This is a genomic window from Halodesulfurarchaeum sp., from assembly GCF_036626455.1.
Lineage (GTDB): Archaea > Halobacteriota > Halobacteria > Halobacteriales > Halobacteriaceae > Halodesulfurarchaeum.
On sequence record NZ_JAZKRK010000005.1, the window covers coordinates 66,691 to 86,596 of the forward strand.

At 56.6% G+C, this 19,906-nt stretch carries 21 protein-coding genes; 6 read left to right on the forward strand and 15 right to left on the reverse strand.

The features are described 5' to 3' along the window. Positions 1-41: 41 nt before the first annotated feature. Complete coding sequence (locus tag V5A26_RS03000) at positions 42-275, reverse strand: PKD domain-containing protein (protein ID WP_332320663.1); 234 nt, start codon at positions 273-275, stop codon at positions 42-44. A 169-nt stretch (positions 276-444) separates the two neighbouring features. On the opposite strand from V5A26_RS03000, the gene V5A26_RS03005 reads away from it, so the two are divergent. Both V5A26_RS03005 and V5A26_RS03010 read left to right on the forward strand, forming a co-directional pair. After that, positions 445-819, forward strand: a complete 375-nt coding sequence (locus V5A26_RS03005) for a hypothetical protein (protein WP_332320662.1) — start codon at positions 445-447, stop codon at positions 817-819. Between the two features lie 116 nt (positions 820-935). Next, positions 936-1,874 carry an oxidoreductase gene (locus tag V5A26_RS03010; protein WP_332320661.1) on the forward strand — a complete coding sequence of 313 codons (939 nt, stop codon included), beginning with the start codon at positions 936-938 and terminating at the stop codon, positions 1,872-1,874. A gap of 1 nt (position 1,875) precedes the next feature. On the opposite strand, the gene V5A26_RS03015 is transcribed toward V5A26_RS03010, so the two are convergent. After that, positions 1,876-2,520, reverse strand: coding sequence for an SOUL family heme-binding protein (locus V5A26_RS03015; protein WP_332320660.1), 645 nt, complete (start codon positions 2,518-2,520; stop codon positions 1,876-1,878). 107 nt (positions 2,521-2,627) lie between these two features. On the opposite strand from V5A26_RS03015, the gene V5A26_RS03020 reads away from it, so the two are divergent. Next, on the forward strand, positions 2,628-3,845 hold the full coding sequence (locus V5A26_RS03020) for an aminoacyl--tRNA ligase-related protein (RefSeq protein ID WP_332320659.1): 1,218 nt from the start codon (positions 2,628-2,630) through the stop codon (positions 3,843-3,845). A 135-nt stretch (positions 3,846-3,980) separates the two neighbouring features. On the opposite strand, the gene V5A26_RS03025 is transcribed toward V5A26_RS03020, so the two are convergent. The 6 genes from V5A26_RS03025 to V5A26_RS03050 all read right to left on the reverse strand — a co-directional run bounded on the left by V5A26_RS03025 (position 3,981) and on the right by V5A26_RS03050 (position 8,711). After that, positions 3,981-4,874 carry a BtpA/SgcQ family protein gene (locus V5A26_RS03025; RefSeq protein WP_332320658.1) on the reverse strand — a complete coding sequence of 298 codons (894 nt, stop codon included), beginning with the start codon at positions 4,872-4,874 and terminating at the stop codon, positions 3,981-3,983. A 91-nt stretch (positions 4,875-4,965) separates the two neighbouring features. Continuing rightward, complete coding sequence (locus V5A26_RS03030) at positions 4,966-5,244, reverse strand: hypothetical protein (RefSeq protein ID WP_332320657.1); 279 nt, start codon at positions 5,242-5,244, stop codon at positions 4,966-4,968. A gap of 30 nt (positions 5,245-5,274) precedes the next feature. After that, entirely contained in the window at positions 5,275-5,517 is a 243-nt protein-coding gene (locus tag V5A26_RS03035) for a FeoA family protein (protein WP_332320656.1), read from the reverse strand. A gap of 319 nt (positions 5,518-5,836) precedes the next feature. After that, entirely contained in the window at positions 5,837-7,267 is a 1,431-nt protein-coding gene (locus V5A26_RS03040; protein ID WP_332320655.1) for a DUF7289 family protein, read from the reverse strand. A 65-nt stretch (positions 7,268-7,332) separates the two neighbouring features. Then, positions 7,333-8,019: a TMEM165/GDT1 family protein gene (locus tag V5A26_RS03045; RefSeq protein WP_332320654.1), complete on the reverse strand. Its 687-nt coding sequence runs from the start codon at positions 8,017-8,019 to the stop codon at positions 7,333-7,335. Further along, positions 8,016-8,711 carry a metal-dependent transcriptional regulator gene (locus V5A26_RS03050; RefSeq protein ID WP_332322207.1) on the reverse strand — a complete coding sequence of 232 codons (696 nt, stop codon included), beginning with the start codon at positions 8,709-8,711 and terminating at the stop codon, positions 8,016-8,018. Before V5A26_RS03050 ends, V5A26_RS03045 begins: the two co-directional genes overlap by 4 nt. Positions 8,712-8,807: 96 nt before the next feature. On the opposite strand from V5A26_RS03050, the gene V5A26_RS03055 reads away from it, so the two are divergent. Further along, on the forward strand, positions 8,808-9,221 hold the full coding sequence (locus V5A26_RS03055; protein ID WP_332320652.1) for a PPC domain-containing DNA-binding protein: 414 nt from the start codon (positions 8,808-8,810) through the stop codon (positions 9,219-9,221). A 5-nt stretch (positions 9,222-9,226) separates the two neighbouring features. Here V5A26_RS03055 and ppc read toward each other — a convergent pair whose 3' ends face one another. Then, positions 9,227-11,923: a phosphoenolpyruvate carboxylase gene (gene ppc / locus V5A26_RS03060; RefSeq protein ID WP_332322208.1), complete on the reverse strand. Its 2,697-nt coding sequence runs from the start codon at positions 11,921-11,923 to the stop codon at positions 9,227-9,229. Positions 11,924-12,080: 157 nt separating this feature from the next. On the opposite strand from ppc, the gene V5A26_RS03065 reads away from it, so the two are divergent. Beyond that, complete coding sequence (locus tag V5A26_RS03065) at positions 12,081-12,641, forward strand: thermonuclease family protein (protein WP_332320650.1); 561 nt, start codon at positions 12,081-12,083, stop codon at positions 12,639-12,641. A 6-nt stretch (positions 12,642-12,647) separates the two neighbouring features. Here the strand turns inward: V5A26_RS03065 and cysK are convergent, their stop codons facing one another. Continuing rightward, positions 12,648-13,583, reverse strand: coding sequence for a cysteine synthase A (gene cysK, locus V5A26_RS03070; RefSeq protein WP_332320649.1), 936 nt, complete (start codon positions 13,581-13,583; stop codon positions 12,648-12,650). Between the two features lie 165 nt (positions 13,584-13,748). Here cysK and V5A26_RS03075 point away from each other — a divergent pair, with 165 nt between their 5' ends. Continuing rightward, complete coding sequence (locus tag V5A26_RS03075; RefSeq protein ID WP_332320648.1) at positions 13,749-14,093, forward strand: hypothetical protein; 345 nt, start codon at positions 13,749-13,751, stop codon at positions 14,091-14,093. A gap of 142 nt (positions 14,094-14,235) precedes the next feature. On the opposite strand, the gene V5A26_RS03080 is transcribed toward V5A26_RS03075, so the two are convergent. The 5 genes from V5A26_RS03080 to V5A26_RS03100 form a co-directional block, all read right to left on the reverse strand. Next, positions 14,236-14,544, reverse strand: coding sequence for a thiamine-binding protein (locus tag V5A26_RS03080; RefSeq protein ID WP_332320647.1), 309 nt, complete (start codon positions 14,542-14,544; stop codon positions 14,236-14,238). 91 nt (positions 14,545-14,635) lie between these two features. Then, a complete protein-coding gene (locus V5A26_RS03085) occupies positions 14,636-15,748 on the reverse strand; it encodes a DUF5305 family protein (RefSeq protein ID WP_332320646.1) in 1,113 nt (370 codons plus the stop codon). Between the two features lie 442 nt (positions 15,749-16,190). After that, positions 16,191-17,357 carry a signal peptidase I gene (locus V5A26_RS03090; RefSeq protein ID WP_332322209.1) on the reverse strand — a complete coding sequence of 389 codons (1,167 nt, stop codon included), beginning with the start codon at positions 17,355-17,357 and terminating at the stop codon, positions 16,191-16,193. A 48-nt stretch (positions 17,358-17,405) separates the two neighbouring features. Continuing rightward, complete coding sequence (locus tag V5A26_RS03095; protein WP_332322210.1) at positions 17,406-18,254, reverse strand: hypothetical protein; 849 nt, start codon at positions 18,252-18,254, stop codon at positions 17,406-17,408. A 31-nt stretch (positions 18,255-18,285) separates the two neighbouring features. Beyond that, a complete protein-coding gene (locus V5A26_RS03100) occupies positions 18,286-19,812 on the reverse strand; it encodes a DUF1102 domain-containing protein (protein ID WP_332322211.1) in 1,527 nt (508 codons plus the stop codon). Positions 19,813-19,906: the final 94 nt, after the last annotated feature.

Consider the following 19,906-nt stretch of genomic DNA (forward strand, 5'->3'; position numbering starts at 1 on the left):
CAGGATCAAGAGCCTCATCGTGAAGCCCGGCGAGTCGGTCGTCATTTCCGTAGGTGTCTGCACTTCGGGTGTCTCTTCGGCCTCAATAACGTTACTGTCGTCTTCTGTCCAATGACCTGCACCGTGGGGCTCGTGATGTTGGTCTTGCCAGCCTCGTTTTTGACTGTCACTTCGAAGGTAACCTCGCCTGGCGAGTCAAAGCTGTAGGAGAGGGTTTCTTTGCCCTCGACCGGTTCACCAGTAACGGTCCAGTTGTAGTCGACGACCTCGACCAATTCGTCAGTTGATTCGGTCGCGTTGGAAGTCGCTCACACCATCATATAAAGCCTTCCACCACCAGTCCAACAATCCCAGAATTGGGAACGCTTCGAACCCTCAGTGGTCACTATCAATTATAAATATTTACGCAAAACACTTATAACAAATACCGACAGTAGTTGTAGTATGGTATCAGTTGGCGACATGCAAATGATCGAGCCGGATGGTCCATACGCCGAGATGATGACCCAACTCGTCGATGCGACCGAGGATGAACTCCGGCTCGTGTTCCAGTACGACTCCGAATCAGTCGACATCTCGTTCCTCCGCGAAGACCTGTTGAGTGAGGACATGGTCCCGCGGGTTGATGAGTTGCACAGCCGCTCGAAAATCATCGAAACCAGCCCGACAGAAGACACCGAATCGAACTACGGCGAACTCGAAGCCAACATCTCCGTCTACGAAGACACATTCGTCCTTCAATTCATTGGCCAGGAGGGCGACGGAATGGTCGCGGTTGCCGATCGGGATGGGGGTGGCCTCGTCCGAAAGGTCTTCTAACCTCGAGTCAATCGAATCGGCCGTCGCCGCATCCTCTCCGTTTCGAGTCGCGGTCGCCACTTGCTACAACGACGCCGATACCTTGGTTCAAGACCTTCCAGTCCCAATTAAATCCTATGACTGCTGATTCCTGGACTGAAGCCGCGATTCCCGACCTCTCCGGACGGACTGCGATCGTCACTGGAGCTAACAGCGGGATCGGGTACGAAGCGACGGATATGCTTGTAGCGAATGGGGCCCACGTGGTGATGGCTGTCCGAAACCAAGAGCGGGGCGAGGCTGCTGCCGAGGACATTCGAGGCGGACTCCCTGGCTCGTTCACCGTTCGAACCCTCGATCTCGCCTCCCTCGATTCGATAGGGTCCTTCTCTCAGGAGATCCAGACCGAGTACGACCAACTCGATTTCTTATTCAACAACGCCGGAGTGATGGCGATCCCCCGCAGTGAGACCGAAGACGGCTTTGAAACCCAATTCGGCGTGAATCATCTCGGACATTTTGCTCTGAGTGCCCAGTTATTGGATCTCCTCATCGCAGGGGACCAGGAAAGTCGGATTATCACACAGAGTAGCGGGATGCACGAACGCGGGGTTATCGATTTCGATGACCTCCACCACGAGCAGTCCTACGACAGGTGGGACGCATACGGCCAGAGCAAACTTGCGAACGTGCTGTTTGCCTACGAACTCCAGCGTCGCCTCGAGCGGACAGAACTTGAGTCTGTCAGGAGTGTTGTCACACACCCCGGGTATGCGGATACGAAACTCCAGCAGCGCGGCCCCGAACAGGATGGATCGACGCTTCGGCTGTGGCTGATGAAACTCGCAAACACGCTATTCGCCCAATCAGCGCGCGCGGGTGCGTGGCCAATGCTCTACGGAGCAATTGCGCCGTCGATAGAGGGCGGTGAGTATGTTGGGCCGACAGGACTCTTGAATATGCGCGGGAATCCGGGGGTTCAGGAATCCAGTGACCGGTCGTCTGACGAAGAGGTCGCCGAGCGGTTGTGGGAGGTTTCGGAGTCGGAGACTGGCGTCGAGTTCCAAATCGAGTGAGTCACTCGGCAGATTTTTCTTTCTGGTCTTCGATTTCCACTGCGACCTCGTTTCGGCGCATGAACGGCGGCGTCCACGGATCGTTGTAGCGAAGGAGGAACGGTTCGCCAGTCGTTTTATAGCCTTCTCTTTCGAGCGTGTCGAGCAGCCGAGATCGATAGGTTCGAACACGCCTTTCTGGGGCGTACCATGAGAACTGCACCGCGGCCAGGGTTCGAGCTGGCTCTTCTCGAAGGGTGACGTCAGCGTCGGTCGGCTTCGGTGCTGATTCCATGTCGTACGTTGCTGGGAGGTAAAACCCCATTTGCATGATGTCCTCATCAGCGGATTCCGTTCGAACGGGTGCAGTCATCGAAATGGAGGTGCCGCTGGTCGATTTGACCGGGGCTGTCATCGACACCGATTCACCGCCCTCGTTCGATCCCGAGATGTAATCGAAGAGCCGTCGAAACCCGGTCATTTGATTTCGAGCGGTCGTTTCGGCGCTTATAGTTGCCGGATACCGACGGATTTCGACCGAATCGACCGTTGCTTCGGTTTCGTATGGCACTGTCTCCGCGGACTGTTTCGTGTACAGTCCCCACCCAATCCAGGTCGCGAGGAGCCCACCACCCCCTAGTATGGCTACTTTCGTGATCGGTCGCATACTGGTAATTAGTTCCGGAGATATATCAACGTCCTCACCGCTCCTAGCGGTGCATCGCAAATCGGGCTTTGGCAAGCAATAAGAGACTGCACGGATTTAGCGGGTATATGAGACGTTCCAACCTGTTCGTACCAACCTCGAAAGAGGACGAATCGACCGCCCAGGTCCGGAGTGCGGAACTCGCACTCCGGAGCGGGCTCGTGGATCACGCCGGGGCAGGGATTTTCAGCTACTCGCCGACTGGAAAGCGGGTCCTGGACAACATTGCTGACGTTGTTCGGGAACACATGGATGCAATTGGCGCCCAGGAGGTCTCGCTGCCTAAGCTGCAGTACGCTGAGATTTGGCGCAAGAGTGGCCGCTGGGCGGAGTTCGAGGGGGAGATGTTCGCCTTCGAGAACCGGGAGGGTAAGGACATGTGTCTCGCGACCACCCACGAGGAACCGATGGCTGACCTTGTCCGTGAGCGCGTGCGGTCGAAGAACAACATGCCGCTGGCCCTCTACCAGATCGGGGGCAAGTTCCGTGACGACCACCCCCGCAACGGACTCCTCCGGACCAAGGAGTTTTCGATGAAAGACGCCTACTCCTTCAACAGCTCCGAGGAGGCCCTCGACGAGGTTTACCAGGAGATGCGGGAAGCCTACATCGAGATATTCGAGAAACTTGGCGTGGACTATGCTATCGTCGACGCCGATCCGAGTTCGATGGGTGGGACCGCCTCCGAAGAATTCCAGGCCCCAGCCGATGTCGGGTCGGACGAGATGGCCTATTGCCCGGCCGAGGACTGTCGCTTTGGAACCTTGGACTTCGACGAGACTGACTGCCCAGAGTGTGGGGAAACACTCGTCGAGTCGAACTCGATCGAACTCGGCCACATTTTCAAGCTCGGTACCCGATACAGCGACCCCCTGGATTTGACCTTCGACACTGAGAGCGGCGAGGAAAAGGTCATCATGGGGTCCTACGGAATCGGAATCAGCCGGATGATTCCTGCCCTGATCGAGCAGCGAAACGACGATGACGGCATCATTTGGCCCGAGGAGGTCGCCCCGTTCTCGCTCTCCGTCGTCCCGCTCAACGAGAACGAGGAGATCATTGAGATGGCCGAAGAAATTCACGACCGCGTGGGCCCGAGCGAGGTCCTCTACTTCGAAGGCGATACGGCGATCGGCGAGAAATTCGCCGAATCGGACCTGATCGGCGTCCCTGCGAAGGTTATTCTTGGTAATACCTTCCTCGAAGACGGCGAACTCGAAGTCGAGTTCCGTGACGGCGGTCGGGAGTTCTACGAACCAAGCGAGTTCTTCGAGACGTACGCCTGAAGGCGAGAGCGGGGTTCCATCCTTTTCCATTCGTTCCTGGAGCGGCCAAATCATCTGGGCGGTCGGATAGAACTCTTCCTCACCGACTAAACCCAACCGCTCCTGGACTTCGCGGCGCGTTTTGGGGCCCGGTCCCTATCTGGGTGACCCCGTTGCAGCGCCAACCAACTCCCGAACACGGTCCTCGTCGACTGGCGCTTTAGTTTCACCGCCTTCTTTCAGACCAGTTCCCACAATGACGCCGTCTGCAACGTCAAGCGTGTCTGAAACAGACTCGGCTGTCACGCCGCTTCCGACGTACACAGGCACGTCCGGATTACTTTCGTCGCGGGCGGCGATGACCGCTTCGAGATGCTTGCGATCCGTTTTTCGACCCGTCCCGGCTCCGCTTGCGATGATGCCGTCAGCGTGGCCTCGCTCGATCAACTCTCTGACTTTTTCGTTCACCGGTCGTTTCGTGACGGGGGCGGAATGTTTGACGTCCACGTCGGCGAGAATCCCGACATCGGCGTCTAATCGATCCCGAAGCCGGACGGTTTCCGCGGCTCGACCGTTGAGACGCCCCTGATCCGTGACTCGCTCGCCGGTATGGACATTCACTCTGATGAACGAGGCATTGGTCGCCGCGGCAATCGACAGTGCGGCTTCGGCATCATTCCTGAGGACGTTTACCCCGACCGGAAGGTCCGTTTTCTGCTTGAGTCTTCTCACGAGGGCAGTCATCGAGGCGACGACGTGTTTGGGAACATCCTCGGCGTAAAACGGTTCGTTCCCGAAATTTTCGACCAAAATTCCGTCAACCCCGCCAGCTTCGAGTCGGCTTGCGTCTCGAAGCATGGCCGCTTTGATCCTCTCGCGAGCGCCCTGGTAGTTCGGTGCACCAGGGAGCGCCTCGAGGTGTACCATTCCGATGAGGGGATTCTCGTTGTCGAACCCCCGGGGTACCACGTGTCCCCCATCAGTGACCAACTTTCCTTGATCAGTGGCCAATTGCCATTCACGCTGCTGCTGGTGCGAGTCTGCTGTCATATTCGAGAGGTCCCAGGCGGGCTACAAAATAGGTGGGATCAGCTCGATTTGGGACACCAACGCCGCGAGCAATTTGGGGGACTGAGCCGATTCAGTCACTGGCCTGTTGCCTGTCCACGATGAACTGGCGGCCCTGTTTGGTGACCATGTAACTGGACGGCCCCTGAATCGAGCCCATCAGGCACGATCCGGACATCGGGCAGGCAGAACAGGAATTACCCTCGCAACCAAACTCGTTCAGATGGCCCTCTCTGAGCATCGATTGGATCATTCCCGTGATGACATCGTCACGAAGATCCAAGTCCTCCCGGACGGCCTCGATCGATTGGCCCTGGCCAATCCGTTCGAGGACGCTTCGATAACGACTCATTGGTTGGTAAAACGAGATCCCGATCGGAAATCAGTCGAGGGTGACCGTGATTTTTCGGGCGTACTCCCGGCTCAGTGAGGTCATCGAGCGGCCAACCGAAACCACGACTGGGCCGTTAAAAGGCTGTTTCGTGTGGAACTCCAACCGCTGTCCCGGGCGAACGCCCATGGACGTGACTTGGTGGCGAATCTGCTCCCCGATGGCCTGAATCGTCCCGACCTCACCGGCATCCATATCCGCGACGACGGTCCGCTTATTCCCTGAATTACTCATATCGGGATTTTGCGACCCTGAACGGCGTGATTCTGAAGTGACACCCATGATTCGGTTCGCCTAATTTAGGCAATACTAACTGCGAACTCGTGTCCCATAAATGTAGCGACGTCTGTCTCTTTTTGGGAAGTGGATGACGTCGTTTCACCTCATACAACGTGGCGGCCTCCCGTAGCCTGGGTCGCCGCAGAGACAGTGGGTGAAACTGGAATCTGGTTCGCGTACGCGTTTTCAAACATCGCCGGAGCCATCGTTACCTCTCTGTGGTACCAGCGGGGGACCTGGCGGGAAAAACGGTTGGTCGAAGACTGAGTGTGGATCAATCAACAGTCACGTTGATCGGGTTTTCCGAAATGTGCATGTAGGTGAGGTAGAGGCCTTCCGTGGCATTGTATTTGAGAGATCCATGCGAAATCTCCTCTGATACAGTATCTTGACTGGAATCTTCGGCAGTCATTTCGACACTGGGTCCCATCAGAGCGAGGTAGTGATTGACAATGAACCCGATTTCCTCGGTTTCAGTTTCATTGTAATTGCGTGGCTCTCCGACATCCTCGTGTCCCTCAAACGTCGGATTAGCTTGGAAATTATTAGCGTCAAAACCCGCATTCGAGAACGAATTGACGGATTTATCTTTATAGGTAGCATTCTCCTCGCTGGTCAAATTCAGCACTAATCGATAATCTTTGTAATCCCCATCTCCGTTCCAATCTGTTCCGGTTGTTGAGTTCTCGGCCTCGAACAGGAACGCCTCAGTCGTCCAGGTTTGATAGGCCGATCCGTCGGGCGAGTAGTAGATCGTTGTATGTGATGACTGTCCGTCGACGATGGGGCCACCACTCTTGGAGACCTGAATCTCGAACTCCTGACCTCCTGACTGTGCAGACATCGACCAGTCGAGATTGTTGAAATCCGCGCTGTCATCCTGGTCGTCTATCAAGATGAGCGTAAATTCTTCGATATCATGTTCTTGAATACCCTGGAGAGTCATCGAATTTCCATCCAAGGGCATGTCGAAAGTCCCGTGAGTCTCTGGAGCAATCAACTCAACAGTTGCGGTGCGATTCGTGTCATTGCTGGTGACGTTCCCTTCTGTTCGGCTTTCGAAAAACCGAGCCCACCCATCGTAATATTTCGATTGGACGGTCACAGTCACTCTTCCTGAAGCCACGGGATTTGACGACGGATCGATACTCTCGTTCGGGAAGATTTTGGCACCACTCCCGGCGTCACTGACTCCGACCCTTGGATTTCCTGCCACACTCCCCGTGCCGTTGATTTGGATGACCGGGAGCGTGAGGGTGGACTTCCGATAGTGAAATTCTGGGGGCGAGAGCATGACACTCCCTTCGTCTTGGCGCCAGACGCCCCCGCCCTGGTATCCAATTTCCGTCGTGTCACCGCGGTACTGGACTGCTCCAAGTGTCTCGTTGTAAATCACGGTCCGGTTTCCCCCGGTCTCGTTTTCATGGATGACTCGAACCCATCCAGCGTCCGGGCGGACCGTATAGGTTCCTTGTTGCCCAGCTCCGAGCGCGACCGATTGGCTCTCGCTCTCACCGAGTGCAACCATCGAGGCCCGGGAGTCGAATTGACTCATCGCGTTCTCGGCGTTTTGGGCGCCAATATTCTGTTGTGTGGTCTGCAGCGTCGTCCCACCGAACGCAGCGATTGCACCAACACTGATCAGCGTAAATCCGAGGATTAGCGCGAACCCGAGCGTTTCGCTTTGCCCCCGAAGCCCTCCCATGCACCCATATTATGGTCCGAGGAAATGAAGCTACCGCCTCAGTGCTCGCTAAACGAATTTTTTGATCAGATCATCGCCAGGACCACCTGGGCCACCCAACTCGTAAAGGACTCCCAGATTGAGATTTCGAAGAGGATTTGGAGGAGCGTGTCGACGCCAAAAAAGGCAAACAGTGTGGCTCCCACCTGATGGGCTAGCCTGAGGTCAAAACCGTGGGCGAACCGGTGGAATAAAAACGCGTTGACCATGCTGACCGGGATGATTGCTGCCATTTCACCGAACCAGATCGCCGAGTGAGCGCCATATTGGGTCGCCAGTCCGATTGTCACGAGTTGGGTTTTGTCCCCAAACTCTCCGACAGCCATCAACACGAAAATCGGGAGGAACCCACCCAGATAGCTGGGGACGGTGTACCCGAAGAGGGAGACGTCGAGTTCTTCGATGGTCTCCGGGACGTCATCCGGGGTGGCGTCTTTTGGCGGGATCGACCGATAGAGCAGCACGGCAAAGAGCAAGAACAGCCCCGCTGTGAACAGATCGAGATAGAGTTCCGGAAGTGCCCCCTTCAATGCGTTCCCCACGAGAAGTTCAAGAACAGTCCAGCCACCGAACGCGGTTCCGGCGGCTCCGACGACGATCCACGGGTTGAACCTGGTGGCCAGCCCAGCGATGATTAACTGTCCTTTTTCGCCGGGGAGCACGGCAAGTTGCGCGGTGAGCGCGATGATAAAGATCTCGAACCAACTGATCATGCTTCCTGTTCGGTCTGTGTTTCGGTGGTGCCGTTTTGGTCATTCAGCCGCACACGAACCGCGTCAGCCGTGGATTCCGGGAGGTGTCGAACGGTGTCACCAACCGTCACCTGATACACTCCGAGGGGTGTAACCTCGACCAGTTCGAGTTCGGTGCCCGGTTCGATCCCGATCTGAGCGAGATGGGAGAGCACGGCCGGATCGTCGTCCCGAACTCGGCAGACGAGTACGTCTTCGCCCTCCACGACGCTCGAAAGTGGTGTTGTGTCGTCGTTCACTGGCTGGAGATCCTGATCCGGGATGGGGTCCCCATGCGGATCAGTCGCTGGATGGTCCAGCGCTTCAGCGACGCGTGCTTCGAACTCTTCGCTGATGTGGTGTTCGAGTACCTCCGCTTCCTCGTGGACTTCGGACCACTCGTAATCGAGGTGATCGGCGAGATAGGCCTCAAGAAGTCGGTGGTGGCGAAGGATTTCCAAGGCGACAGTTTCCCCCTCTGGGGTTAGCTCCACCCCAGCATACTTTTCGCGCTCCACTAACCCACGCTCTTCCAGAGACTCCATCATACTCGTCACGCTTGGGGCTGTAACGTCGAGTTGGTCCGCGATCTGAGAGGGTGGAATCGGGGGCTCATCGGTCTCCTGGAGCCGGAAAATCACTTTGAGATAATCTTCCATCACGTCACTCAACATTCGATATTTTGATTAGATGGGTCTAATCCATAAGTATGATGGTTCAAACAAATTCGATGTGTAACCTTCAAACCCAACCGATGAGTTAGAGGGGATATGGAGTTCACAGAAACGACGGAGGGAATCGTCCTCCTGCTGGAACCTGGTGAACCGGTCATGGATTCACTCGAAACAGTCCGTGCGGACGCCGATATCTCAGGTGGCTTTTTCACCGGGATCGGTGCCGTCGACCGGGCGACGCTCGGCCATTACGATACGGACAGGGAGGAATACACGGAAGAAACCTTCGAGGGAGAATTCGAGGTCACGGCGTTCAGCGGGAACATCGGGCCCGACAAAATCCACGCTCACATTCAACTCGCTCGCCGGGACTTTTCCACGATCGGGGGTCACTGTTCAGACGCACGAGTCTCCGGCACATTTGAACTCTTGATTGTCCCAAGTGGGACCACGCTCGAACACATTCCCGACGAACGGACCGGTTTGGACGTGTTCGATCTGTCCCAGTAACCCGCTTAGCCGGTATTTTTCATCCCAGCCGCGACGCCTTTGACAGTCAGGCGAAGCGTCCGTTCTTCTTGTGGAGTTCGGTGGGATCGAGAGAGCAACTCGATCTGAAGGTAGTTGAGCGGGTCGACGTATGGGTTCCGGCGATCAAGCGTTTCGCGTAGCCACGTCCGATCGACGAGGTCCTCTCGAGGAATAATGTCGAGGACGTTTGTGACGGACCGTTCGTATTCACCTTTGATGTCGGGGAAGATCCGCTCTTTGAGGTCCGTGTCAGCCAGCTCAGCGTATTCACTGGCGATCTCCATTTCGGTGCGAGCGAGGGAGAGGGCTGCATTGTCCAGCATCGTCTGGAAGAACGGCCAGGATTCGTACATTGCCTTGAGCCGCTCAAGCCCGTCGTCGGTCTTTTCGAGGTAGGCGTCGATGGCCGAGCCGATCCCGTACCAGCCGGGAATGATTGCCCGCGATTGGGTCCATGCAAACACCCACGGAATCGCCCGCAGGTCCTCGACGTTCCGCTCATCTGATCGTGAGGCGGGCCGGGAACCTAAATTGAGGCCTTCAATCGTGGTAATAGGGGTCGTTTGCTCGAAGTAACTGACGAACCCATCTGTTTCCAACAGCGACCGGTATGTTTCCCTGGCGGTGGTTGCCATTTCTTCCATGGCATCGATCCAGGGGTTGGGGAGGTTCGGATTCGGTTCGCTCAGGTTCGCATGACGCGCTCGGATCTGGGCGTTCAGCATTTGTCCCATTTCACGACGCGCAATGCGGGCGTTCCCGTACTTCTCCGCGATGGCCTCGCCTTGTTGGGTGAACTTGACCTCGCCAGTGACGGTCTGTTGGGGCAGTGCGAGGAGCGCGTCAATCATCGGTCCGCCACCGCGGGAAATCGTTCCGCCACGGCCGTGGAACAGTTTGAGGTCGACTCCGAAGTCGTCGGTAATCTCAGCGAGGCGGCGCTGGGCTCTATCAAGTTGCCAATTCGCGGCCAGATACCCGTTTTCTTTGTTCGAATCCGAGTATCCTAGCATGATCTCCTGAATCTCGCCACGGGCGTCCAGAGAGTCGCCATAGGCCTCGTTTTCGAAGAGGGTCCCGATGATCCGCCGGGCGTTTGAGAGAGCGGACTCGGTTTCGAGCAGCGGGACGATGTCGAGCCCGGAGTACCCCGGGAGATCCACGACGCCAGCCTGGTCAGCAAGGAAGAGCACTTCGAGGACATGACTGGGCTCTTCAGTCATGCTGATGCAGTAGGTGTCGATACTCTCCGGGCCGAACTCTTCGTGCCAGTCTGCGAGGCGGTCAAACCGCTCCAGGACGACAGCCGTCTCCTCGTCAAAGTCCTCCCTGGCCTCCAGATCGAGGACAGGCGCGTCGTTTGTAATTGCCTCAGTCAAGAACTCTTGGCGGTCCGCCTCGGACATGTCTGCATAGTCGATGTCTTCGGCGTCAAGCGCGACTGAAAGGGCCTTCGTGTGCTGTTGTCGGTGGTCACGAAGGTCGAGAGACGCCAGATGGAACCCAAAGGTCTGGACTTGGCGTTCGAGGGGCGTGACGAACTCGGAGACGATCGAACCGAGCCCCTCCGCTTCGAGGGCCGACCCGAGAGCTGAGAGGTCCTCTAACAGTGCATCACCATCCTCGTACCCACCTGGCCGAACGCTTTCGACGCGATCAACCCGCTCTTTGATGACTGTCACGGCCTGGCGGAACGGCTCCTGTTGATACCGGTCCGCTGCCCAATCAGCGATGGATTCGGTTGTTTTCTCGCCGGAAAGAACCGATTTGAGGGTTATGGATCCGTCGACCCGGGTTTCATCCTGACTGAGTACTCCAAGCAGGTCGTCCAGGGTCGTGCGATACCGATCAAGTGCGAGCGAGCGCTGGCGATGGAGCGTTCTGTCCGTGACGTCAGGGGTGACGTTGGGGTTCCCATCCGCATCGCTCCCGGCCCAGGAGCGGAATTCGAGGATGTTACTCGGGTCCGGCGGGTCGTCGAAAGCCTCCCCAAGAGCGTCTTCCAATTCGTCGTAAATCTCCGGGATCACTTCGAAAACGACGTTGTCCAGGTACCACTGGACATTCCGGGCTTCGTCGAACGGCTCTGGCCGTCGGCCGCGAATATGCTTCGTCGTATAGAGGCTCTCGATGACGGCCTCGAGACGGGTTTCGAGGCCAGTCTTTTCTTCGCTCGTCAACCGCCGTTCATCGAGATCCTCCAGGATTTGGCCCACACGTTGGAGGATACCTTTGACCGTCTTCCGGCGGGCCTCAGTCGGGTGTGCAGTGAAGGTCGGCACGACGTGCACGTCTTCGAGGACCTGCTCGACGGTTTCGGCGTCGGCACCACCCTCCTCGAGGTCTTCGATGGCCTCGGTGATCGAGTGGGAGAGGGTTCCTTTTTGTCTGAACGACCGTAGCGCACGGACCCGTTCGCGTTCCTCGGCGAGATTGATAAGCTGGAAATAGAGCGCAAAGGAGCGAGCGAGCACGGCGTTGACGGATTCGGAGTTGGATTCGACGACGTTAGCGAGTCCCTCGCGGTCGTCGGTATGGTCCCGACGGTACGCGATCGCTTCGTTGCGGGCCGATTCAACGAGTTCGAAGCCCTCGGGTGGGCTGTGGTCGGATACAACATCCCCAAGGAGCGCCCCAAGCTCACGGACGTCCTGGCGGACGCTCCGATTGTGCAGTTCCATGTGTTAATTTTCCTACGGGCGGCGGGGTTCTTGAACGTCAGGGAACGGTGAAGAATTGGCATGAACTAGACCCCTGTTTCACTCGCTGCCTCGGTCCCACGCTATGGCCCTTGTGCGGTCCCAAAAGGCTACGTAGTTGCCCGAACTGCTGTCCAGTATGCGAAGGGCGGTACTCCTGGGCCTGGTATTCCTCGTCGTTTCGGCTGGGTGTACCGCTGTCCCATTTGGCACAGACACCCACCAGCAACCAGAGTCGAGAAACGCAACGGTCCTCGATGTCGTCGATGGCGATACAATCGATGTGGAACTCGCTGATGGATCCCAGGATACGGTCCGGCTGCTCGGAATCGATACGCCGGAAGTGCATGCAGACATAACTTCTGGCGAATTCGAAGGGGTACCCGATACTGAGGCTGGCCAAGCGTGTCTTCGGGCTGTTGGAACGAATGCATCGGCGGTCGTCACGGAGCGGTTGCCGGGATCGGAAATCCGTTTGGAGTTCGATCCGGTATCCGACCGGCGGGGCGGCTATGATCGGCTATTGGCCTACGTCTACCACAACGAAACGAACCTGAACTACTGGCTTGTCGAACGAGGATACGCTCGAGTATACGACACGGAATTCACGAAAGCGGACACCTTTTATGCGGCTGAATCGGCGGCACAGGCGGCAAATCGTGGGGTCTGGAACTGTTCGACCCTCTCGGAGGGGGCTTGAGGGCACTTACTCGAAGAGGCCGCCCTGGAGATACCGTTCACCCGTATCCGGAAGGATCGTGACGACTGTTTTCGATTCGTACCCTGGTCGATTTGCGATTCGGGTGGCCACGTTGACAGCCGCACCTGCGGAGATACCCATCAGAAGACCGGATTTCCTGGCTACCTCCCGGGTCGTTTCCCTGGCAGCATCGCCGGTGGTGGTCTCGACTTCGTCGATGAGGTCGAGGTCGACAATCGAGGGCACGAACCCAGCGCCGATTCCGGGGATGTCGTGGCTGCCAGCCTCGCCACCAGAGAGGACGTCTGAATCCGCCGGTTCGATGGCGATGACTTCGAACTCCGTTCGGCCTAACTCCTCCTTGAAGTATTGGGCGATGCCAGTGATCGTTCCACCAGTCCCGACACTGGCCACCAGCACATCGACATTGTCCAGCGCCGAATCAATTTCCGGTCCTGTGCCGGATCGGTGGGCGGCCGGATTGGCCGGATTCTCGAATTGCCCGGGAATGAAGCTCTCCGCCTCCGCCGCTGCGAGTTCTTCGGCGTGTTCGATTGCACTCGACATTCCACCCTCTGCATCGGTCAACTCGAGATTGGCGCCCAGTCCACGGAGAACCTGGCGCCGTTCGGCGCTCATCGACTCGGGCATCACGAGGGTGATGTCGTAATCCATCGCCGCTGCCGCGTGTGCGAGACCGATTCCGGTATTGCCGCTGGTCGCCTCGATGATGGTCGTCTCTGGGGTCAAATCGCCCTTTTCTACGGCCGTTTCCAGCATGTTCACCGCGACCCGATCCTTGATCGAAGAAAGCGGATTGAACGACTCCACCTTTCCATAGAGGTTATCGGCGAATTCCGAGAGGTGAAGCAGCGGGGTGTTCCCCACCAATTCGGTGGCCGATTCGGCCACTTGTCCGTCAGGTGTCGATTGGTTAGTCATCGATGGGTCTCCGGTGGCGAGACCCAAAAGTTCCATGCCCTCACCCACCGACTAAAAACGCGGAAATCTAACGGTGCGAGCCGTCGAATTGTCCTTCTGGGACCGATACCGACACTAAACACTGATTTCCGCATGTATATGTTACATGGTCTCGTGGGCCACGATATGGTTTTCGGCCTCATCATCACGTTCGTCGTCGCACTACTCGTGGGTGGCCTTGGGATTCACCTAGGAGCGAGGGCCGTAACGGATGTCGATGATTACGGATACGCGGTCGGGACTGCACTGTATGGGGCCATTGCCTTGGCAGTGGTAAGTTGGATCCCGCTTATCGGGCTGCTCATTGGCCTCGTCGTCTGGATCGGGTTGATCAACTGGCGCTATCCAGGTGGGTGGGTCCAGGCTGCCGTGATCGGGATCGTCGCGTGGCTGGCCGCGGCGATCATTCTCGGGGTGCTTAATGGACTGCTCCGGTTGGGGCTTGGGGCGTTTGGTATCCCCGGAATATAGCTGCCCAGGTGGGGCGTTGATTTTCCAATTTGTGACCGTGGCTTCGAGTGTACTGACCCGGAGATTGCCAGGTGTTTGACTCGCGTTCTTGAGCCAGTTGGTACCACGACCATTCCCTGACTGCCAGGGATGAATTGAGAGGTTATTTGGATTGGGCTGGCCGACCCAATTCGGCTTCGAGAGCGTCGACTTTGGCCGCCGCGTCGTGGTCGGCCGTTCGTTTGTCGTCGATTTTGAGTACGGTACTCACTCGGTCCGCGTCGATGGCTTTGTGGGCCGAACCTACCGCCTCAAGCAACGTGTCCACGTCTGAGGCCTCTATCGTGGTTGCCATCGGGTTGGTCTCGTAGGAAACGTCGTAGTCCTCGAGCGCCTCGACAGCGGCGGCGACGTCTTCTGCCATGTTTCCCTCATGGACTGGTGCGACCGATAGTAGGGCAAAAACGGTCATAATTCATCTACAACTCCTGGCAAATTAACTTTTGCAGGCAACGTCCCCGTCCGCAAGGAGCGACAGCGGTGAGCGAGGAGGGTGGGGTAGTTCACCCTTCCTGGAACAGTCCCAGGAAGAAGTCCTTCGCGCTCTCCTCTCTGGAATCGACCGCTGGTGGTGGGTGATACGTGATCGTTACCTCTGGGGCAACGGCGTAGACCGCTTTCGTTTCGGGGTCTTCCAGCGCGGCCACGTCCGAGTCGATGGCGAAGTCGACCAGGTCGGTCAGGGTTTCGGCTTCCGAGGTCTCCTGGTTCGTGAGCGCATCGGGAACGGTCGTCTTGACGATCCATTCGTCGAATTCCGACCGGTTCTCGTGGTATTCGAGGTACTCTTGCTCCGTGTCTGTCAGTTCGAAGCCGTCTTCCCACCACGCGTATCCCAGGACGCCGAGGATCAACAATGATACGAGGACAAGAAGCGGCCCACCGACTTGCATCAACGGACCGTACTCACTCGGCACCGCTGTAACGGTCTCTCGAGTAATAGTTTCCTCACTTCCGATCCCTTGTTCAATGGTATAGCTATCGCTCGCTACTGCTATCGGGACCTGGTCACTGAAAGACACTTCTGTTGGGTTCCCATCGACCACTCCCTCAGCTGTGACATCGAACACGAGTGATAGCGTCGTTTCACCTGGCGAACTGCCAATAGCGTCAACGATATCATTCCGTCGCTGGTCGAACTTGGTTGCGTTGACGCTTACGCTGGCTATTACCGTTTCTCCTGGATCCAGAGTTTTCTTCACAGATGACCCAGCGGATGTCGTGTTCGTCCAGTAAATTTGGTCCTCGTCTTGGGCCGTAATAACGAGCAAACGTTGGATTTCGAGCGAGAGCGGCTCGTCGGTTTGGCTTTGATACGTGGCTGTATAGGTCCCGTTGAATCTGGGTGACAGCGCCGTAAAATACGTCGACCGGTCCTCAAGGGTCGTCCCGTTTTCGTAAACGGGATTCTCGACAAACACGGTTGCTTCATGAGTGAAGGTCGTATCGATGCTCCAAACGTCAGTTTCCTCTACCTCTTCGGTTGTCCCTGGATGTATGACGGATGTATAGGTTGCCCATCCTCCAATTAGCACACCAATGAATAATAGGACAGCAAGCACCCACCCCCATGAGGCTAGAAACGAGCGGGCATGTAATGCCGTCTCGCGTTCCATGTGCTCACTCCACTAGGGATTTCCATATAACTAACGATTCATACCATTAATATGTAACAGTATGAAAACGGAGAATACCCACGCCTTCAAGCGTTCTCAGGATGCTTCGCGTTCTGTTGTGTGAACGAGACGCGCTGCGTCTCGGTAACGCGAGATAAATGTAACAACTCCAACATAGTCCACCGTCACTTGCACGGTTGGATATTCTCCCAATTACAACGCCGATGTGACGGAGTCAGAGAACACTCCACATCTGAATGAAAGTAACTCCGAGTCTTTTCGTATTTCCCTACAAAATAGGAGTCCCGGCTGATTGGCACATCCCGGAGCCTACCTTTAGAATCTGCCTTGTGAGTTCCAACGTCAGGCACAGGTGGGAGAGTGCAAACCGTGATATCCCAAATCCAGTCGGGAGTACTCCGTCTGAACGCGGAGGGAGATATCAATCCCTTCCAGTCACTATGTCGTAGACGTGACGAAACATGCCTCGATGGTGAGACCGTGATCTGGATCGTAGTCGGACCCGACTCCCCTGAAGGAAACCTTTCCCGAGGATGAATATCACACCCGCTAACAGACCGTTTATGCCGATGATGGGAAGCCACGGGTGGACACTATAGAGCGTCTGGATAACTGGTTCCGGGAGAAATCCCAGATATCGGTGTTCAGCGATAAAGCGTCGGTAATATCCCGTTTCCGGCGGGGCCTCGAGCGTGATTGTCGTCATGGCTTTGCCCCGACCGGGAACGAAATGGTGGGTTTCAGCCACGGAGACACCTTCACTTGCCGGTTCGATGTAGACATGGGTCGGGACGACCCCGCTGTTTGGAACTCGATAGTCGATGGTTGACGTTTCGCCGGACGGGATTACCGTCGGTCGTTCCGATTCGAATTCGGCACTGACCACTCCGAAAGATTGGGTCCCCGCCGGGACTGTCATCGCTACGGTTGCGGACACAACCACAACGAGAGCCACTGCGGCGAGAATGAGGTTTTCGTCGATGCCATCGTCGCGTTCGCGGCTCCGGGTACGGTCTTTTGCGGAATCTTCGAGTAGCAAATCGACGATGTAGAACGCGATGGAGAGTCCAAGGAGGAGGTATGCGATTCCCTGCCCTCCGAGGAAGGACCGCATGCCCGTAATTGCTGCGAGTCGGTGTTGTACCGAGGTAAATACCTCCTGGATCGAGACGACGGCCGTTCCCAAATGGGGGATGACCACGACATTTCCGTTCACCTGGAGGGCCTGTGCCACGATTTGGGCGTCTTTGACCGGGGGCTCCGCACCGTCTTGATCGGTGAAGGGATTTGCATCCCCGCGAGTAATATATCCCCGATCGGATTCCCCGACCACCCGGTGGGTTGTCAGCCCTCCTCCCTGGAGTTCTTCGGCCCGGAACGTAACCACGTCCCCGTTATCGACACCTCCCGAGATGGCGGCTGGGACTGCGATGAAGCCATCTCCCTTCTCCATTGTTGGGGCCATGCTCCCGGATTCGACGTAGCCCAGGAGCATCGGTGTTCCCGTCACTTGCCCTACCACGAGGGCGAGTATGGCACCGGCAACGAGAACCTCAACACTGAGCCGAACGAGGCGTCGTCCGTTCATCGCATCTAGTAAATTATCCAATGGTATCTACCAAAAACCTTCTCCAGGTCAGTCCAGAATTCCTGCTTCCAGTCCAACGTAGGACCCGATAAATGCGAGGGCATAGCCGAGCGTGTGGACGTAAATGTTGACGATCTGGTTTGCAGCTGCTGGATCGGCCGGATAGCCGATGAGTGGGTAGCCGATTGCAACGACTGCCCCGAGAACACCGAACTCGAGCCAAGCGTCAAGCTGGTCCGGCTGTCGACTCCAAAAATGGTCGTATTCGTTGTGGGTACGCAGTGAGTGCCAAAACTGTCTGGCGTAGAAAAGCGTGATGAGTCCCGATCCTGCCGCAACCGCGAGGGTGGTGGGTTGTGTTGGAATTGCGACGAGCGAAACGAGTGTCATGACCAAAAAGAACAGTCCGGGAACCAACTGCGCGCTGATGGCGCCGTGGAGCCGACGGCCCGAATATTCGGTTAAAACGAGCGGGAGCAATCCAGCGAGAGCCATATTGACACCGGAGAAGCCGTAGGTGATCGCCGGTCGGGGAACTGCGAGATTGAGTATTGATAAGGTGGCCGGAAAGACGAGCAGGTAGGTCGTAAGGAGAACGGCAAAAAGTCGGCGCCGGCCCCCGAGCACTGCGAGAATATAGCCTGTTGTGGCGAGCAGTACGAACCCGAGCAGATTCGCGGCCAGGTGGCTTCCGTTCAAATGGACGAAATGCGCGGTCACAGCGGTGACCCCCGTGGGTTCTATGTAGGAAAACGTCAATGAGTGTTTCAGTGGTGTTGGCAGTAGAAAAATCGCGGTGAGTCCGGTGGGGACCATTGCGATGGCAAGAACATCCCTTGCATGGCTCTCTCGACGCACGGTAGAGAAAAACACATCTCGGCCGTTTCGGTTACTCATTGTGGTTCCTCATGGTCCCAGGCGAGTTTGCTTAAAACGAGACCCGACGCACCAACCCAATAAGTGCAATCGTCATCCCGACGACTAATACGAGACCAAGCAGTCGGGAGAGTGAGATTGCGGCCGGTTCTTCTACCAACCCCGGTTCAGTTCCTTCCCCAGGCGTTGTGTCCCCACCTATTGTTCCGCCCTCGATGAAATCTGCGCCCCTGTTTATGAGTCCGTTTATTGGTGTCGTCATCTCTGCTGGGTCTTCGTCCGCGTCAGATTGGTTGCTAACTGTCACCTCACCCGCTACCACGGAGCCAACAGCGATTGTTACGGTACCCGACTCTGTCATATGAAGTTGGGTCGTTAGCTCCGCTGATTCGGTCGGATCGAGTGTCACATTTGTGTGGCGAACGGTTTCGTTCTCCACGCGTATCGGGATCGTCTGGTTCCCTTCAGCCGTTCCATTGTTCACGACTTCGGCGTCGACGGTTACATTGCTCCCCAGTGGAACCGTCGTGTTTTCGACGGATGCTGTCGTTACTGCGATGTCGGGAACCGGGGCTGCAACGACGTACTTGTCGAAGGCGTCCAGGGTAGTCTCGAATGAAATCGTGTCATTACCCTCTGGAACATGAGTTGTATTGACTGATATCCAGTCCCCATCTTCGGCTTGGAGGACTTGCAGTTCGGACCAGACGGTTCCGGGAGCCACGGCTCCAGTCGATACGGTGCCACGGATGGAGAGCGAGTCGAATTCCGATCCCGTTTCTTGATCGATCGTAAACGCGCCAAGTGGCGTGACTCCTGCCTTGTCTTTTATTGTCGCCTCTGCGGTCTCGTTCTCCCTTGCCACCACCAGTTGAGCGTCACCATTATCTGGGGCGGTCGTCTCAAGGCCGTCAACCACCACTGTGTCATTTGCGAGTTGGAGGGACAGGTTGTCGACATCAATCTGATGCCCCTCGTCCATGTTTTCGATCTGGATCTCCCGAACCCCGGGTTCCGGCGTCAGCACCGTGATCCTCATTGCATCGCTGTCCGCAAAGTTGCTCACACCGGAAGACTTGGATTGATCCCTATCAGGGAATCTGGTATGAATTGTAAGGGTATGGGTCCCGTCAATCGCTTCTCTGTCACTCGTGTTGATGATCACATCGAGTCCGACGGTATCACTTGCATTCAGGCGAACACTGGTGTCATTCGAGTCGATCGTTTCGCCATCAACCTGGACAGACACCCCATCAACGTCGTTGGTTACCCAGACTTCCACGTGTTCATCGCCACTGTTGTGGAGCGCAGTCACGTTATCGAACGTAAAGACCGAATCCGGGTTCAGCCCCGCTCCCATGAGTGCCGAGTTGCTAGTGGACATGTCGATGACCGTTTCATTATTGGTGTCTAAATAGGCATACTCACTGGAAGGCTGAAGCTGGACATCCGACATTGGGGCGGAGTCACCAAGTGCATCCACAGGGCTTGAATGCCAGGCGACTCCTCCAGTCGAGACGACCAGCGCAATGGCCCCAATTATGGAGACAAATAGCGCGATTCGAGAGTGGCGTCTCATCTCTGGCTTGTAGTTGGTAATTTGTTCCGGCGTGTACTTTGTATTGGACTTGCTGAACCAACGCAGGCACCCCTGAAACTCGTTCCCAACTGAT